This is a genomic window from Streptomyces hyderabadensis (genome assembly GCF_020404845.1).
Lineage (GTDB): Bacteria > Actinomycetota > Actinomycetes > Streptomycetales > Streptomycetaceae > Streptomyces > Streptomyces hyderabadensis.
Genome location: NZ_JAIOJZ010000036.1, coordinates 30,480 through 47,727, shown reverse-complemented (window position 1 = coordinate 47,727; position 17,248 = coordinate 30,480). Strand labels below are relative to the sequence as shown.

Below are 17,248 nucleotides of genomic sequence, written 5' to 3'. Positions count from 1 at the left end.
GGGTGAACTCCCGAGCCGCGGCGGCCTCTTGGACCATTGACAGGCCAATCAAAGACCACTTACGTTCTCGAACCAGTCCACCCTGTACCAGACCCCGCGCCGAGAGAGAGACCGACATGACGGATGTGAACCGGCGAACCGTACTGAAGGTGGCGCTGGGGGGTGCCGGCCTGGCCGCCTTGCCCACGGTGGCAGCGGGCGCCGCACCGGCGGCCGCCGCACCGCACCGCGAACCCGACCTCGTCGGGGTCGGCGACACCTCCATCACCCTGGAGTTCGACGACCGGCTGCGCAGCCGGGTGGCGTTGAACGGCGAGGCCGTCACGCGCTTCGACGCCGGTGAGGCGCTGCTCCTGGGCGACGAGGTGATCGACGAGTTCGCCTACGGCGGTCACCAGACCCGCAGGACCAGGCATTCCCGGCATGGCGCGGGTGTGCGGGTGACCGTCTGGGGCAGGTCCGCGTCCGGCGTTCGCAAGACGGTGGAGCTGACCTCCTACCGGCGCCTGACCGGGATGATCGTGATGAAGGTGACCTACACCAACGGGACCGGCAGCCCGCTCGCGGTCACCGGGTGGCGCAGCGGGGCCCATGAACTCCTTGAGGTTCCCGGCGGCTTCTTCACCTTCTCGGGTACGACGTACGAGGACCGCCGCGACTGGGTGCAGCCGATGACGGACGGGTTCGTCCAGGAGAACTCGCTGGGGATGGACGCCTCCGACTACGGCGGCGGCACCCCCCTGGCATCCGTGTGGCGGCCGGGCGCCGGTCTCTCCGTCGGGCATGTCGAACCCGTGGCGAGGATGCTGCGCCTGCCGGTTCGCCGGACGGCCCGCGGAGCAGGTATCGCCGTCGAGGGGGACAGCCCCGTCACGCTGAGGCCGGGCCGGCGCCTGACCACCGACACCACGTTCCTGACCGCCCTGCCGGGCGACCACTTCGTGCCGCTCCAGCGCTACCGCGACTACATGGGTGACGTAGGCCAGCGTGCCCCCGAGACACCCGCGTCGGCCCTGGAGCCCATGTGGTGCGCCTGGGGGTACGAGCGCGACTTCACCGTCGATGAGGTGGTCGCAACACTCCCCAAGGTGCGGGAGGTCGGCCTGAAGTGGGCGGTCCTCGACGACGGCTGGCAGACCAACGAGGGCGACTGGGAGCTCGACCCGCGGAAGTTCCCCAGGGGCGCGGCGGACATGCGGGCCTTCACCCGGCGGATCCGGGACGCGGGACTGCGGCCGCGCCTGTGGTGGGCCCCGCTGGCGGCGGACCCGGGGAGCAGGCTGTACGAGGAGCGCCCCGACATGCTCCTGCTGGACCGCGAGGGCAACAAGCAGCGGGTGAGCTGGTGGGACGCCTGGACGCTGTGCCCCGCGTACCGGCCCACGGTGGACTACTTCGTCGCCCAGGTGAAGGAGTTCATCGGCGACTGGGGTTACGAAGGGCTCAAGATCGACGGGCAGCACCTCAACGCCGTCGCCCCCTGCTACAACCCGGCACACGGGCATGCCCGCCCCGAAGAGTCGACCGAGGGGCTCGCGCGGTTCTGGAAGGCGGTGTACGAGGCCGCCCACGAGGCGAACCGCGACGCCGTGGTCGAGCTGTGCCCCTGCGGCACCGCCTTCGCCTTCCACAACCTGCCCTACGTCGACCAGTACCCCAGCTCGGACCCGCTCTCGTCCTACCAGGTGCGGACGAAGGGCAAGACGATGAAGGCGCTGATGGGCCGGGGCAGCAGCTACTCCGGCGACCACGTCGAACTGAGCGACGGCGGCGACGACTTCGCCTCGGCTTACGGCGTGGGGGCGGTCCTGTCGACGAAGTTCACCTACCCCGCCGGCCCGGACGAGACGATCGTGCTCACGCCGGAAAGAGAGGTTCTCTGGCGCCGGTGGCTGGACCTGTACGAGGAGAACATGCTGACCACCGGCGAGTACCGGGGCGAGCTGTACGACATCGGTTTCGACAAGCCCGAGGCCCATGTGGTGGCCAAGGGAGCGGTGCTGCACTACGCCTTCTACGCCGAGCGGTGGGACGGGACGGTCGAGCTGCGTGGTCTGGGCCACGGCAGGTACCGCCTGACCGACCCCTTCGAGGGCCGCTCGCTCGGGACTGCCGACGCCCGGCACAACACCGTGAAGCTGGCCTTCGAGCGGTTCCAGCTCGTCGTGGCCGAGCCCGTCGGCTGATCGGACGCGAGGGACGGAACGCCGGTCCCGGCACTCAGGTGGCGGTGACCGGCAGCACGTCCGGCGACAGCGCCGCCGCCCGCGCCGTGGCGCTCGTCATCCGCCTGCGGTGGTGGCGGCGGCACAGCACCTCGTAGCCGATCTCGTCCGGTGACTGGGCGACGTCGCCGACGACCACCTGGGCGCCCTCGACGACCATGACGCCGCCGACGGTGCGGGCGTTGTGCGTGGCGCGGGCACCGCACCAGCACAGGGCCTCGACCTGGAGCACCTCGACGCGGTCGGCGAGTTCCACCAGCCGCTGGGAGCCGGGGAAGAGCTTGGAGCGGAAGTCGGTGGTGATGCCGAAGGCGTACACGTCGACGTCGAGGTCGTCGACCACCCGCGCGAGCTGGTCGATCTGGTCGGGCGCGAGGAACTGCGCCTCGTCGGCGATCACGTAGTCCACGCGGCCGCCCTGCGAGAGGTGGTCGACGACGTGGGCGTACAGGTCCTGACCGTCCCCGACCTCGACCGCGTCGGTGACGAGACCGAGGCGGGAGGAGAGTTTGCCCTCGCCCGCGCGGTCGTCACGGGTGAAGATCATGCCGGCCAGTCCGCGTGCCGAGCGGTTGTGCTCGATCTGGAGAGCCAGTGTCGACTTCCCGCAGTCCATCGTTCCGGAGAAGAACACCAGCTCGGGCATGAGGAGTTGAGCACCTTTCGGCATCGGGGGCGGGCGGGGCGGGGGCGGGGCGTCAGGAGCGTACTTCGAGCAGCGGGACGAGCTGTTCGGCAGGGGTCATCGAGCCGTGGTTGCCGACCATCGCCGACTCCTTGGGCTCACGCTCGGACGCGATGAGCAGGACGTCGTCGCGCGCCGCGGCCACGACGTCGCCGATGCGGCCGTACACCCGGTCGTCGACACGGGGGCCGAACCAGCCCGCCTCGATCGCCTCGTCCCGGGAGGCCACCCAGAACTGCTCGCCGAGCACCTCGCGCCAGCAGGTCAGCACGTCGTTGTGGGCGCCGGGGACGGCGTAGACGTGGCGGGCCCGGCCCTCGCCGCCGAGGAGGGCGACGCCCGCCTTCAGCTCCCAGTCCTCGTCGAAGTCGATGCGGTGGTCCTCGTCGAAGGGCACGTCGACCATGCCGTGGTCGGCGGTGACGTACAGGGCGCTGCGCGGCGGCAGCTGCTCGGCGAGGCGCTGGACGAGGCGGTCGACGTGCCCGAGCTGGCCGCGCCAGGTGTCGGAGTCGACGCCGAAGCGGTGGCCCGCGCCGTCGACCTCGGCGTAGTAGGTGTAGACGAGGGCGCGGTCGGCGCGGGCCAGCTGCTCGGCGGCGCAGTCCATCCGGTCCTCGCCGGACAGCCGTCCGTGGAACTCGCCGCCGCTCAGCGCGACCTTGGTCAGCGGGGTGTTCGCGAAGGTGGGCGAGGAGACCTGGGCGGCGTGCACACCGGCCTCGTGGGCGAGGGCGAAGACGGTCGGGTACGGCTGCCAGGGGCCCGGCGCGGTCCACGGCTGCCAGCGCAGCTGGTTCATCAGCGCGCCGGTGGCGGGGTCGCGCACCGTGTAGCCGGGCAGGCCGTGGGCGCCCGGCGGCAGACCGGTGCCGACGGAGGCGAGGGAGGTCGCCGTGGTCGCCGGGTAACCGGCGGTGATCGGGCGTCCGGTGCCGCCGCGCGAGCTGCCCAGGAGGGAACTCATGAACGGGGCGTCCTCGGGGTGCGCGCGCAGCTGCTCCCAGCCGAGGCCGTCGATCAGGAAGACGCAGTTGCGGTCGGCGGGGGTCAGTTCGGTGATCCCCGCCCTCATGCCGGGGACGCCGAGGCCGGCGGCCAGGGTGGGCAGCAGATCGGCGAGGGAGCCGGTGCCGTACTGGGGTACGGGCGCGGAGTCGACGGGGAGCGGTTCCGGGTGGGCGTCCCAGGCGGTGTGCTGCACCATCAGCGGGTGGAGTCCGCGGTCGCCTCGGACAGGGCCTGGGCGAAGGCGAGCGCCTGGCGCACCGTCTCGGGACCGTCCCCGGCCTCGCTGACGCGCAGGCTGAGGTCGTCGGCCGTCGAGCTGCCCGTGTAGCCGTGGTCGGCCTCGCAGTTGGGGTCGCCGCAGGCCGCCGGTTCCAGGTCGAGGCGGGAGACGGCGCCCCAGCCGATGGTCAGCACGATCTCGCGGGGCAGCGTGCCCGGCTTGTACTGCTCCGGGTTGGCGACGACGCGGCTGACGACGATGGACGAGATCCGGCCGAGCTTGACGGACTCGGTGGACGTGGTGGCGTACGGCGTCGGGGAGGTGTCGTCGGCGGCCTGCTCGTCGGTGTGGCTCACGATGAAGCGGTTGCCGGTGAGGACCAGCACGGTCACGTGCCGGCGCACCTCGTTCTGGTCGAACGTCGTCTCCTGATGGACCAGGTACGACCGCACGGGCTCGCCGCCCACGGCGGCTTCCACCGCCTCGGCCACGAGGGCCGGGTAGTAGCCGCTGCGCTCGATCGCCGCTCGCAGCCCCTGGGTCGTCGTACTGGTCTTGGCCATGCCGTCCATCCTACGGGGACCCACTGACTGCGAGGGACGCTCCCGCGGTACCCGTCCCGGCCGTGCGCGGGGCGGGCAGGGCCGGGCACGCGGCCTGGCGTTCAGTAGGCCGGCAGGGTGCGTGGGCCGAGGTCGTCGCGGGCGGGCGGGGGCGCGAGGCGGACGGACGCGCCGAGGACGCTGAGGCCGTGCGGTGCGACCACGACCGGTTCCAGGGTGACCGCGACGACCTCCGGGTGGTCGTCCACCAGCCGGGACACCCGCAGCAGCAGCTCTTCCAGGGCGGCGGCGTCGACGGGGGCGGAGCCGCGCCAGCCGAAGAGCAGCGGCGCCGTGCGGATGGAGCGGATGAGCGAGGTGGCGTCCCGGTCGGTGACCGGGATCAACCGGTGCGCCATGTCGCCGAGCAGCTGGGTGGCGGCGCCGGCGAGGCCGAAGGAGAGCACCGCGCCGGCGGCCGGGTCGATGACCGCGCGTACGACGGTGTCGACGCCGCGCGGGGCCATGCCCTGCACCACCGGGCGCAGCTCCGCGGGCGTCCCGAACAGCTCGGTCAACTCGGCGTAGGCCCGGCGCAGTTGCTCCTCGTCCGCGAGATCCAGGCGTACGCCGCCCAGGTCCGCGCGGTGCCGCAGGTGCGGGGCGGTGGCCTTGAGGGCCACGGGGTAGCCGATGGTCCGGGCGGCGGACGCGGCCTCGTCGGGGGTGGGGGCGGGCAGGGCGCGGTGGACGTGGACGCCGTAGCTGCCGAGCAGGTCGCAGGTCTCCCGGCTGCCGAGGGTGAGCCCCTGCCCGCGCGCGAGGTGGCCCGCGATCTGCTCGGCGGCGCCCTTCTCGTCGATGTCCTCGTACTCGGGCACCTTGCCGGGGTCGGCGGCATCGCGCCGCCACTGCGCGTAGGCGACGGCCTCGCCGAGGGCACGGACGGCGCGCTCGGCGGCGGGATAGGCGGGGATCAGGTGGGCCCCTGCCGGGGCAGCGGCCGAACGGCCCGCGCCGGACGGGGCCTCCCCGACGGCGCCGGGCACGCCGGGGGCGACACCCGGGGTGCCGCGGGAGGCGGCGCCCGGCTCCGGTTGAGGGGCGCCGCCCGGGGTGGCCTGCGGCCCGGCGCCAGGACCGCCCGGGGAGCCCGGGGAGCCCGTACTCGAAGCCACTCGGGAGCCGGCACCCGGGACGGGCTGCGGGGCGGTGCCCGGGGCCGCCGGGGAAGCAAGCCGTGGGGACGGGCGCGGTGCGGCGCCCGGAGCCGCCTGCGGTGCGGTGTCCGGGGTGCCGCCTTGCGGGGCGGTGCCCGGAGCCGCCGGGGAAGCGGTGCCCGGAGCCGCCTGCGAGGCGGTGCCCGGGGACGGGTGCGGGGCGGTGCTTGCCGCCGCGGAGAGGGCTTCCGCCAGGCCGCCCAGCTCCACGTGGACCACGAGGACCGGCTTGGTGGGGACCGCGGCCGCCGCCGAGCGCAGCGCCTCCGCCAGCGCGGCGTCCCCGGCCGCCCCCTCCCCCACCGTGGGGATGGCGGTCACCACGACCGCGTCGCACGTGTCGTCGGCCAGGGCCCTGGCCAGGGCCGCGTGGAAGTCGCCGGCCGAGGCGGCCGTCGTCAGGTCCAGCGGGGGCTGCGGGCGCAGGCCCTCGGCGAGGCACGCGTCGTACGTGAGCAGCCCCAGTGACTCCGAGTTGCCCAGGATGGCCACCCGCGGTCCGGCCGGCAGCGGCTGGCGGGCGAGCAGCAGCCCCGCGTCGACCAGGTCGGTGATGGTGTCGACCCGGATCACGCCGGCCTGCCGCAGCAGCGCGGAGACCGTCGCGTGCGGCAGCCGGGTCGCCCGTACCGCGTGCCCCTGGGGTGCCACACCGCCGTGCCGGGCTCCCTGGACCACGACCAGGGGCTTGGCGGCGGCGGTGCGCCGGGCCAGGCGGGTGAACTTGCGCGGGTTGCCGATGGACTCCAGGTACATCAGCGCGACGTCGGTCTCCGGGTCGTCGTACCAGTACTGGAGGACGTCGTTGCCGGAGACGTCGGCGCGGTTGCCGGAGGAGACGAAGGTGGACACGCCGGTGACACCGGTGACCCCGCCGCCGCGCCGGTGCAGCCGGGAGAGCAGGGCGATGCCGATGGCGCCGGACTGGGCGAACAGGCCGATCCGGCCGGGGCGCGGCATCTCGGGGGCGAGGGAAGCGTTGAGCCGCACGTCCGGGGAGGTGTTGATGATCCCGAAGGCGTTGGGCCCGATGATGCGCATGCCGTACGTGCGCGCCTGCCGCACCAGGGCGCGCTGGCGTTCGCGTCCCTCGGGCCCGCTGTCGGCGTAACCGGCGGAGATCACCACCAGCCCCTGCACCCCGTGCTCGCCGCACTCGGTGACGACGTCGGGGACGTGCTCGGCGGGCACGGTCACGACGGCGAGGTCGACGGGCCCGTCGATGTCGCGCACGGAGCGGCACGCCGGAACCCCGTCGACGTCCTTCTGCCCCTCGGGAAAGGCCCTGTTCACGGCGTACAGGCGACCCGTGTACCCCGCGTCCCGGATGTTGCCGAGGATGCTGCGCCCGACGCCGCCCGGGGTGCGTCCGGTGCCGACCACCGCGACCGAGCCGGGCTGCAGCAGCCGCTGCACGGAACGGGCCTCGGCACGGTGCTCGCGCGCGTACTGCACGGCGAGCGAGCGGTCGGTGGGTTCGAGATCGAACTCCAGGCGGACCACCCCGTCCTCGAAGCTCCGCTTCTGGGTGTACCCGGCGTCCATGAAGACTTTGATCATCTTGTTGTTGGCGGGCAGCACCTCGGCGGCGAACCGGCGGATGCCGCGCTCGCGCGCGACGGCGGCGATGTGCTCCAGGAGGGCCGAGGCGACGCCCCGCCCCTGGTGGGCGTCCTGGACGAGGAAGGCGACCTCGGCCTCGTCGGACGGGCCGGTGGCGGGTGTTCCGCCGGCCCCGATCCGGTCGTAGCGTACGGTGGCGATGAACTCGCCGCCGACGGTGGCCGCGAGTCCCACCCGGTCCACAAAGTCGTGGTGCGTGAAGCGGTGGACGTCCTTGGCGGACAGGCGAGGATACGGCGCGAAGAAGCGGTAGTACTTCGACTCGTCGGACACCTGCTCGTAGAAGCTGACCAGGCGCTCGGCGTCATCAACGGTGATGGGGCGGACGCGCGCGGTGCCGCCGTCGCGCAGCACCACGTCGGCTTCCCAGTGGGCGGGATACTCGTGCCGGTCCGACGAGGTCTGCATGGGCCCCAGAGTACGGCTCGCGTACGACAACGGCGCGGGGCAGTCTGTGGGGGACGGAAAGCCCGGACCGAGGCCGCGGTCCGGGCCCCGCGCGGGACGGCGCACGCGGTCGTCCCGACCCCGCTTCACGATGTGGGAAACTGGTCTAGACAAGACTGGTCTAGACAACTTCAAACCCCTCTGAACATGAACACCTGAAGGGCAGCATCACATGGCTGAGCGCCGCGTCAACGTCGGCTGGGCCGAGGGCCTCCACGCCCGCCCCGCCTCCATCTTCGTCCGAGCCGCCACGGCCACAGGCGTCCCGGTGACGATCGCCAAGGCCGACGGGTCCCCCGTCAACGCGGCCTCCATGCTGGCCGTCCTCGGCCTCGGCGCCCAGGGCGGCGAGGAAATCGTCCTCGCCTCCGACGCCGAGGGTGCGGAGGCCGCCCTGGACCGGCTGGCGAAGCTGGTCGCCGAGGGGCTCGAGGAGCTCCCCGAGACCGTCTGAGCCCCACGGACAGCAGCACCGAAAGGCCCGCCCGGAACCTCCGTGCGGGCCTTTCACCTTTTCCGCTCCGCCTCGCCCGCCCATGCATTCCGCTTGCATGCATTCTGTTTACGGGCAGCAGAAAACTTCGAGTGCAATTCCCCGCCCTTTTTATACGGCAGCCGCGTTACCGCTGCGGGCCCGCCGTGTTTACGGGATGTTGCGCATTCCTCACACGCTCCTTCCGCCCCCCGCCGGAGGCGAACCGCAGCCGGTGCGCCGACGCCGACCGCTCGACGTGCAGGGTCATGAGCGCCCGTGCGCGTTCGCCGTCGCCCCGGGCCACCGCGTCGGTGATCGCCCCGTGCTCCGCCCAGTACTCCAGCGGACCGGCCGGGGCCTCCACGACGTACATCCAGTCGATCTTCTGGCGGAGCTGGGTCAGCAGCGCCGTCAGGGAGGGGCTGTCCGCCGCCCGGGCGAGGGTCTCGTGGAACCAGCCGCCCAGTGAGCGCAGCTCCTCGCCCGCCCCCTGCCTGGCCCGCTCCTGCCCCAGCCTGACCAGGCCGCGCAGCACTTTGAGGTGGGCCTCGGTGCGCCGCCCGGCGGCCCGGGAGGCACCGAGCGGCTCCAGCAGCGTGCGCGTCTCCAGCAGGTCGGCGGCCTCCCGCTCGGTCGGCTCCGCCACGCATGCGCCCGCGTGCCGCCGGGTCACCACGAAGCCCTCGGCCTCCAGGGTGCGCAGCGCCTCGCGGACGGGGACGCGGGAGACTCCGTAGCGGCGGGCGAGGAGTTCCTCGGTGAGCCGGCTGCCGCGGCCGTGGACGCCCGCGACGATGTCGTCCCGGATCGCCGTGCACACCGAATGCGCCGGAATACGCATGACCGACCTCCGTTTTGGTCCCCGTGAAACGTCGACGATTGACGCGCGTTGAGTCACCTCGGGCCAATCATGCGACATTAAATGCGAAAAAGCCCCGGCTCGGGAAGCCGGGGCTTTTTTCGCGACGTTCTCCGTCGTCTTCCGTCAGACGTTCACGCCGTGGGAGCGGAGGTAGGCGACGGGGTCCATGTCGGAGCCGTACTCGGGGCTCGTACGGGCCTCGAAGTGCAGGTGCGGTCCGGTGACGTTGCCGGTGGCGCCGGAGAGGCCGATCTGCTGTCCGGGCTCGACCGACTGGCCGACCGAGACACCGATGGACGACAGGTGTCCGTACTGCGTGTACGTGCCGTCGTGCATCTTGATCACGACCTGGTTGCCGTACGCCCCGCCCCAGCCGGCCTCGACGACGGTGCCGACGCCCACGGCGTGCACGGTCGTGCCGCTGGAGGCGTGGAAGTCGATGCCGGTGTGGCTGCCGGAGGACCACAGGGAGCTGCCGGCCTGGTACCCGGTGGAGACGTAGGAGGCGGTGATCGGCGCGACGAAGGTGTTGAGGCGCTTGCGCTCCGCCTCCCGCGCGGCGCGCTCCTTGGCCTCGCGCGCCTCCTTGGCCGCCTCGGCCGCCCGCTCGCGGGCCGCCTCCCGGGCCGCCTCGCGGGCGGCGGCGTCCACGGCCGCCTGCTTCTGGGCGACGGCCTGGGCGTCGATCTCGTCGGCTATGGAGTCGCCGATGGTGACGACCGGGGTGAGTCCGCTCTGCTCGACCTCGGGCTCGGCGGCGAGCGCCGGAGCCGCGAGGGTGCCGACGACGCCGGTGGTGGCGAGGGCCGCGACTCCCGCCGCGCGGGCGGTGGTGCGGTGCACCCGGCTGGGACGGCGGTGCTTCCCGGTGGCGCGCGTGAACGCCATGTAGAGGCTTGTCCTTTCCTTCCCTCTCGCCTACCGGGTTAGCTGACGGGTTCGGAGGTGGAAGGTCTCCTACGGACCCCCTCGCGGTGCGCGCGGGCGTCCGATTCACCCCAGGGACTGCGGTGGGTCCCCGGCTCCCCTGGCTCGCGCCGTACGGGGACTCGGCGATGACTGTCCGGTGCCGCGGGTGCGGCGCACTGCCTGACGAACAGCCCGGAAGACGCTAAACGCGGCTGTGTTCAATCCTCAAACGCAACAGGCTTTTTGTAGCGCACGCCACAGGGCAGAGGGGCAGCCACTCCCTCAATTCGGACAAACGGCAGCCCTGGTGACACTCCGGTCACCAGGGCTCTCACACGCGCGTGCCGCTACTCGGCCGCCACCACGGTGACTTCGCCGATCCCGAGGGCCTCCACGGGCTCCTTGATCTGCGCCGCGTCGCCGACCAGGACCGTCACGAGGCGGTCCACCGGGAAGGCGTTCACGACCGCCGCCGTGGCCTCCACGGTGCCCGTGGCGGCCAGTTGACGGTAGAGCGTCGCCTGGAAGTCGTCGGGCAGGTGCTGCTCGACCTGGTCGGCGAGCGTGTCCGCCACAGCCGCCGCCGTCTCGTACTTCAGCGGCGCCACGCCCACCAGGTTCTGCACGGCCACGTCGCGCTCGGCGTCGGTGAGCCCCTCAGCGGCGAGCGTGCGCAGCACCGTCCACAGGTCCTCCAGTGCGGGACCGGTGTTGGGGGTGTCGACGGAGCCGCTGATGGCGAGCATCGCGGCGCCCGTGCCGTCCGGCGCCGAACGCAGGACCTGGCCGAACGCCCGGACGCCGTAGGTGTAGCCCTTCTCCTCGCGCAGGACGCGGTCCAGGCGCGAGGTGAGGGTGCCGCCGAGGCAGTAGGTGCCGAGCACCTGCGCGGGCCACACCCGGTCGTGCCGGTCGGCGCCGGTGCGGCCGATCAGCAGCTGCGTCTGGACGGCGCCGGGACGGTCCACGATGACGACCCGGCCGCGGTCGTCGGCGGTCACCGGGGGCACGGGACGCGGCTCGGCGGCCGAGCCGGTCCAGGCACCCAGGGTGTCGCCGAGCAGCGCGTCCAGGTCGACGCCGGTGAGGTCGCCGACGACCACCGCGGTGGCCGTGGCGGGGCGCACGTGCCGCTCGTAGAAGGCGCGTACGGCCGCCGAGTCGATGGCCGCGACCGTCTCCTCGGTGCCCTGGCGCGGGCGCGACATGCGCGAGTCGGCCGGGAACAGCTCCTTGGAGAGTTCCTTGGCGGCGCGCCGGGAGGGGTTGGCCAGCTCGTGCGGGATCTCGTCGAGCCGGTTGCGCACCAGCCGCTCGACCTCGCCGTCCGCGAAGGCGGGCGCCCTGAGGGCGTCGGCGAGCAGGCCAAGGGCCTTGGCGAGACGCGAGGCGGGCACCTCCAGGCTCAGCCGCACGCCGGGGTGGTCGGCGTGCGCGTCCAGGGTGGCGCCGCAGCGCTCCAGCTCGGCGGCGAACTCCTCGGCGGAGTGCTTGTCGGTGCCCTCGGAGAAGGCGCGCGCCATGATCGTGGCCACGCCGTCGAGGCCGGCCGGCTCGGCGTCCAGGGGGGCGTCGAGGAGCACCTCGACGGCGACGACCTGCTGGCCGGGGCGGTGGCAGCGCAGCACGGTGAGGCCGTTGTCGAGGCTGCCGCGCTCGGGGGCGGGGAAGGCCCACGGCTTGGGGTCGCCGGCCTGCGGCTGGGCGTGGAATTCCATGGTGGCGAGCTCGGTCACTTGGCCGCCTCCTCGTTCTCGTCGGTGGCGTCGGTCTCGTCGGCGGGGGCGGTGGGCTCGTAGACGAGCACCGCGCGGTTGTCGGGGCGCAGGCGGGCCTTGGCGACCTCCTGGACCTCCTGCGCGGTCACCTCCAGGACCCGCTGCACGGCGGTGAGGGCGAGCTGCGGGTCGCCGAACAGGACGGCGTACCGGCACAGTTCGTCCGCGCGGCCGGCGACCGTGCCCAGGCGGTCCAGCCACTCGCGCTCCAGCTGGGCCTGGGCGCGCTCCATCTCCTCGGCCGTGGGGCCCTCCTCGGCGAACCGGGCCAGCTCCTCGTCGATGGCCGTCTCGATGACCGGCACCTCCACGTCGCCGGACGTCTTCACGTCCAGCCACCCCAGGGACGGCGCCCCGGCGAGCCGCAGCAGGCCGAACCCGGCGGCGACGGCCGTGCGGTCGCGGCGTACGAGCCGGTTGTACAGGCGGGACGACTCGCCGCCGCCCAGGACGGTCAGGGCCAGGTCGGCCGCGTCGCACGCGCGCGTGCCGTCCTCCGGCAGGCGGTAGGCCGCCATCAGGGCGCGGGCCGGGACCTCCTCCTCGACGATCTCGCGCAGTTCCCCGCCCATGACGTCCGGCAGCGAACCGTCCCGGGGAGGCTGCTTGCCGTCGTGCGAGGCGATGGAGCCGAAGTACTTCTCGATCCAGGCCAGCGTCTGCTCGGGGTCGATGTCGCCGACGACCGACAGCACCGCGTTGTTCGGCGCGTAGTAGGTGCGGAAGAAGGCGCGGGCGTCCTCCAGGGTCGCCGCGTCCAGGTCCGCCATCGAACCGATCGGCGTGTGGTGGTACGGGTGGCCCTCCGGGTAGGCGAGGGCGGTCAGCTTCTCGAACGCGGTGCCGTAGGGGACGTTGTCGTAACGCTGGCGGCGTTCGTTCTTGACGACGTCCCGCTGGTTCTCCATGGACTCGTCGTCCAGGGCGGCCAGCAGGGAGCCCATGCGGTCGGCCTCCAGCCAGAGGGCGAGCTCCAGCTGGTGGGCGGGCATGGTCTCGAAGTAGTTGGTCCGCTCGAAGCTGGTGGTGCCGTTGAGCGAGCCGCCCGCGCCCTGCACCAGCTCGAAGTGGCCGTTGCCCTTGACCTGGGCGGAGCCCTGGAACATGAGGTGCTCGAAAAGGTGAGCCAGGCCGGTGCGCCCCTTGACCTCGTGGCGCGAGCCGACGTCGTACCAGAGGCACACCGCCGCGACCGGGGTCAGGTGGTCCTCGGAGAGCACCACGCGCAGGCCGTTGGCCAGGCGGTGCTCGGTCGCTGTCAGGCCGCCGGAGCCTGCCTGGGCTGTGGCCGTGTGACCCATGGGCATGTACGTCCCTTCGATCGCGGAGTACTCGGTGGGACCACTGGGTGGACCACCGGGTGGAAATCAGTGGGCGGAACTGCGGAATTCCGCCGGTCCTGCCACTGTATGCAAGCGTGCGGGCCGCCGGTGGAGTTCCCGGGCCCCGTACGCCGAGAGCGAGAACGCGGTTGACGGGCCGCCGGGGACGGCGGGCGGTGGCGAGGGCGTACCCTGCGGGCAGCGCCGGGCCGGGCAGCCCGTGACGGGTCCTGGTCGGTCGCTGTCAGTGCCGCAGTCCACAATGGACGGCGTCAGATCACCGTTCACGCTTCAGCAAGGAGCCGGCAGCGATGGCCCGCCGTAGTACGAAGACCCCGCCGCCCGACGACTCGTACGAGGAGAAGATCCTCGACATCGACGTCGTCGACGAGATGCAGGGCTCCTTCCTCGAGTACGCGTACTCGGTCATCTACTCCCGTGCGCTGCCGGACGCCCGCGACGGCCTCAAGCCGGTGCACCGCCGCATCGTGTACCAGATGAACGAGATGGGCCTGCGGCCCGAGCGCAGCTACGTGAAGTGCGCCCGCGTCGTCGGCGAGGTCATGGGCAAGCTGCACCCGCACGGCGACGCGTCGATCTACGACGCGCTGGTCCGCATGGCCCAGCCGTTCTCGATGCGCGTGCCCCTGGTGGACGGCCACGGCAACTTCGGCTCGCTGGGCAATGACGACCCGCCGGCCGCCATGCGGTACACGGAGTGCCGGATGGCCGAGGCCGCCGGGCTGATGACGGAGTCCATCGACGAGGACACCGTCGACTTCGCCCCCAACTACGACGGCCAGGAGCAGGAGCCGGCGGCACTGCCCGCCGCCTTCCCGAACCTGCTGGTCAACGGCGCCTCGGGCATCGCGGTCGGCATGGCGACGAACATGCCGCCGCACAACCTGCGCGAGGTGATCGCGGCGGCCCGGCACCTGATCCGGCACCCGAACGCCGACCTGGACGCGCTGATGAAGCACGTGCCGGGGCCCGACCTGCCCACCGGCGGCCGCATCGTCGGCCTGCCCGGCATCCGGGACGCGTACGAGACGGGGCGCGGCACCTTCAAGATCCGCGCGACGGTGTCCGTGGAGACGGTGACCGCCCGCCGCAAGGGCCTGGTCGTCACCGAGCTGCCCTTCGCGGTGGGCCCGGAAAAGGTCATCTCGAAGATCAAGGACCTGGTCGGCTCGAAGAAGCTCCAGGGCATCGCGGACGTCAAGGACCTCACCGACCGCGAGCACGGGCTGCGCCTGGTCATCGAGATCAAGAACGGCTTCGTGCCCGAGGCGATCCTGGAGCAGCTCTACAAGCTGACCGCCATGGAGGAGTCCTTCGGCATCAACAACGTCGCCCTGGTGGACGGCCAGCCCCTCACCCTGGGCCTCAAGGAGCTGCTGGAGGTCTATCTCGACCACCGCTTCACCGTCGTCCGGCGGCGCAGCGAGTTCCGCCGGAGCAAGAAGCGCGACCGGCTGCACCTGGTGGAGGGCCTGCTCACCGCCCTGGTCGACATCGACGAGGTCATCCGGCTCATCCGCTCCAGCGAGAACTCGGCGCAGGCCAAGCAGCGCCTGATGGAGCGCTTCTCGCTGAGCGACGTCCAGACGCAGTACATCCTGGACACGCCGCTGCGCCGGCTCACCAAGTACGACCGCATCGAGCTGGAGTCCGAGAAGGACCGGCTGAACGCGGAGATCGAGGAGCTGACCCGCATCCTCGACTCGGACGCGGAGCTGCGCAAGCTGGTCTCGGCCGAACTGGCGGCGGTGGCGAAGAAGTTCGGCACCGACCGCCGTACGACGCTGCTGGAGTCGGGCGGCGCCCCGGTCGCCGCCGTGCCGCTCCAGGTGGCGGACGACCCGTGCCGGGTGCTGCTGTCGTCGACGGGCCTGCTGGCCCGCACCGCGACCGACGAGCCCCTCGTCACGGAGGCGGGTGCCAAGCGGGTCAAGCACGATCTGATCGTCTCGGCGGTGCCGGCCACGGCGCGCGGCGAGGTGGGCGTGGTGACGTCCGCGGGACGGCTGCTGCGGGTGAACGTGGTGGACCTGCCCCAGCTCCCGGAGGCCATGCCGACGCCGAACCTCGCGGGCGGCGCACCGCTGGCGGAGTTCGTGTCCCTGGAGGACGACGAGGACGTCGTCTGCCTGACCACGCTGGACGAGTCCTCGCCGGGGCTCGCGCTGGGCACGGAACAGGGCGTCGTCAAGCGGGTGGTGCCCGACTACCCCGCCAACAAGGACGAGTTGGAGGTCATCACCCTCAAGGAGGGCGACCGCATCGTCGGCGGGGTCGAGCTGCGCACCGGGGAGGAGGACCTGGTCTTCATCACGGACGACGCCCAGCTGCTGCGCTACCAGGCCGCACAGGTCCGCCCGCAGGGACGTCCGGCGGGCGGTGTGGCGGGCGTCAAGCTCGCCGACGGCGCGAAGGTCATCTCGTTCACGGCGGTGGACCCGGCGGCGGACGCGGTGGTGTTCACGGTGGCCGGGTCGCGCGGCACGCTGGACGACTCCGTGCAGACCACGGCCAAGCTGACGCCGTTCGACCAGTACCCGCGCAAGGGCCGCGCGACGGGCGGGGTGCGCTGCCAGCGGTTCCTGAAGGGCGAGGACTGCCTGGCCTTCGCCTGGGCGGGCGCGGCCCCGGCCCGCGCCGCGCAGAAGAACGGCACGCCGGCCCAGCTGCCGGACATCGACCCGCGCCGTGACGGCTCGGGCGTGTCGCTGCCGAAGACGGTGTCCGTGGTGGCGGGCCCGGCGTAGGAAGGCCTAGGAGGTGGTGTCCGGCGGCTCCGCGCCGTCGGGCTCCTCTCCGTCGGGCACGTAGCGCAGGACGCCCCACATGCCGTGCTCGTCGGCGGGCGGGGCGTCGGTGTCCCGGCGGCACGCGTCGAGGCCCTCGCGCAGCGCCGCCGTGTCGATGCCGGTGCCGATCAGGACGAGCTGGGTACGGCGGACGCCGGTGGCGTCGGCGGTGTCCGTGGCCCCGGGGCCGGTCCAGGGCTCGGGGTAGAAGCGCAGGAAGCGGCCGACGGCGTGGACGGCGTACCGGTTCCGCGTGTCGTACGGGCCGAAGTCGACGTACCCCTTGATCCGGTAGAGGCCCTCGGGCCGGCTGTCGAGGAAGCGCATGAGCCGGCGCGGGTCGAGCGGGAGGTCGGAGACGAACGACAGGGTGTCGTAGGCGGCGTGCAGGTGCCCGGGGCGGGCGCCGCCCTCGCCGCACGCCCCGCTCTCGCCGCTCTCCGCGTGGTCGTGCAGGTCGTCGAAGGACAGCTGCCCCACCCGCTCCTCACTGGGCCGGCAGTCGTAGAGGAATTCGGGGTCGATGCGGCCGTAGGCGGCGGGCACGACGGCGGCGCCGTCGGCGAGCGACCGCACGAGGGCGAGGACGCGCTCGGCGTCCGGCGCCCGGTCCGTCTTGTTGACCACGACGAGATCGGCGAGGGCCAGGTGCCGGTCGATCTCGGGATGCCTCGCGCGGGTGCCGTCGAACTCGGCGGCGTCGACGACCTCGACGAGCCCGCCGTAGACGACCCCGGGTTCCTCGCTGGCGAGCAGCATGCGCACCAGCTCCTCCGGTTCGGCCAGGCCGCTGGCCTCGATGACGATCACGTCGATGCCGGCCTCGGGGCGGGCGAGCCGGGCCAGGTATCCGTCGAGTTCACTCGCGTCGACGGCGCAGCACAGGCATCCGTTGCCGAGGGACACCGTGGAGTCGCCGAGGGCGCCCGCGACGGCCATCGCGTCGATCTCGATCGAACCGAAGTCGTTGACGACGGCGCCGATACGGCTGCCTCCGCTGCGGTGCAGAAGGTGGTTGAGCAAAGTGGTCTTCCCGGAGCCGAGGAACCCGGCGAGCACGACGACCGGAATCTGCTGCGGAGTCGGGCGCTGCCCCACCGTGCGACCTCTCTCTCACCC

General features: G+C 72.6%; 12 protein-coding genes and 1 riboswitch. Of the genes, 3 read left to right on the top strand and 9 right to left on the bottom strand.

Features of this window, described 5'->3' with window-relative positions; genetic code table 11:
- The first annotated feature begins 116 nt into the window (after positions 1 to 116).
- Positions 117 to 2,186, top strand: a complete 2,070-nt coding sequence (locus K7854_RS25115; RefSeq protein WP_226028815.1) for a glycoside hydrolase family 36 protein — start codon at positions 117 to 119, stop codon at positions 2,184 to 2,186.
- A gap of 34 nt (positions 2,187 to 2,220) precedes the next feature.
- Here the strand turns inward: K7854_RS25115 and K7854_RS25110 are convergent, their stop codons facing one another.
- The 4 genes from K7854_RS25110 to K7854_RS25095 form a co-directional block, all read right to left on the bottom strand.
- Positions 2,221 to 2,871 (bottom strand): thymidine kinase, encoded by a 651-nt coding sequence (locus tag K7854_RS25110; protein WP_003973175.1) that lies wholly within the window; start codon positions 2,869 to 2,871, stop codon positions 2,221 to 2,223.
- 52 nt (positions 2,872 to 2,923) lie between these two features.
- On the bottom strand, positions 2,924 to 4,117 hold the full coding sequence (locus K7854_RS25105) for an alkaline phosphatase family protein (protein ID WP_226028814.1): 1,194 nt from the start codon (positions 4,115 to 4,117) through the stop codon (positions 2,924 to 2,926).
- Positions 4,117 to 4,713 (bottom strand): DUF5998 family protein, encoded by a 597-nt coding sequence (locus K7854_RS25100; RefSeq protein ID WP_180988946.1) that lies wholly within the window; start codon positions 4,711 to 4,713, stop codon positions 4,117 to 4,119. Before K7854_RS25100 ends, K7854_RS25105 begins: the two co-directional genes overlap by 1 nt.
- A gap of 92 nt (positions 4,714 to 4,805) precedes the next feature.
- On the bottom strand, positions 4,806 to 7,934 hold the full coding sequence (locus K7854_RS25095) for a GNAT family N-acetyltransferase (protein WP_226028813.1): 3,129 nt from the start codon (positions 7,932 to 7,934) through the stop codon (positions 4,806 to 4,808).
- A gap of 211 nt (positions 7,935 to 8,145) precedes the next feature.
- Between K7854_RS25095 and K7854_RS25090 the strand changes: the two genes are divergently transcribed.
- The gene (locus K7854_RS25090; protein ID WP_007445064.1) at positions 8,146 to 8,427 is read left to right on the top strand and encodes an HPr family phosphocarrier protein; all 282 of its coding nucleotides are present in this window, start codon (positions 8,146 to 8,148) and stop codon (positions 8,425 to 8,427) included.
- A gap of 166 nt (positions 8,428 to 8,593) precedes the next feature.
- Here K7854_RS25090 and K7854_RS25085 read toward each other — a convergent pair whose 3' ends face one another.
- From K7854_RS25085 to K7854_RS25070, 4 genes are all read right to left on the bottom strand, one after another.
- Positions 8,594 to 9,289, bottom strand: coding sequence for a GntR family transcriptional regulator (locus K7854_RS25085; protein ID WP_226028812.1), 696 nt, complete (start codon positions 9,287 to 9,289; stop codon positions 8,594 to 8,596).
- 144 nt (positions 9,290 to 9,433) lie between these two features.
- Positions 9,434 to 10,198 (bottom strand): M23 family metallopeptidase, encoded by a 765-nt coding sequence (locus K7854_RS25080; protein ID WP_226028811.1) that lies wholly within the window; start codon positions 10,196 to 10,198, stop codon positions 9,434 to 9,436.
- Between the two features lie 12 nt (positions 10,199 to 10,210).
- A riboswitch (cyclic di-AMP (ydaO/yuaA leader) is annotated at positions 10,211 to 10,375 on the bottom strand.
- Between the two features lie 191 nt (positions 10,376 to 10,566).
- A complete protein-coding gene (locus K7854_RS25075) occupies positions 10,567 to 11,955 on the bottom strand; it encodes a M16 family metallopeptidase (RefSeq protein ID WP_226028810.1) in 1,389 nt (462 codons plus the stop codon).
- Complete coding sequence (locus tag K7854_RS25070) at positions 11,952 to 13,304, bottom strand: M16 family metallopeptidase (RefSeq protein WP_226028809.1); 1,353 nt, start codon at positions 13,302 to 13,304, stop codon at positions 11,952 to 11,954. Before K7854_RS25070 ends, K7854_RS25075 begins: the two co-directional genes overlap by 4 nt.
- Positions 13,305 to 13,630: 326 nt before the next feature.
- On the opposite strand from K7854_RS25070, the gene K7854_RS25065 reads away from it, so the two are divergent.
- Positions 13,631 to 16,087 (top strand): DNA gyrase/topoisomerase IV subunit A, encoded by a 2,457-nt coding sequence (locus tag K7854_RS25065; protein ID WP_226028808.1) that lies wholly within the window; start codon positions 13,631 to 13,633, stop codon positions 16,085 to 16,087.
- A 6-nt stretch (positions 16,088 to 16,093) separates the two neighbouring features.
- Here the strand turns inward: K7854_RS25065 and K7854_RS25060 are convergent, their stop codons facing one another.
- The gene (locus K7854_RS25060; protein WP_226028807.1) at positions 16,094 to 17,227 is read right to left on the bottom strand and encodes a CobW family GTP-binding protein; all 1,134 of its coding nucleotides are present in this window, start codon (positions 17,225 to 17,227) and stop codon (positions 16,094 to 16,096) included.
- Between the last annotated feature and the right edge of the window lie 21 nt (positions 17,228 to 17,248).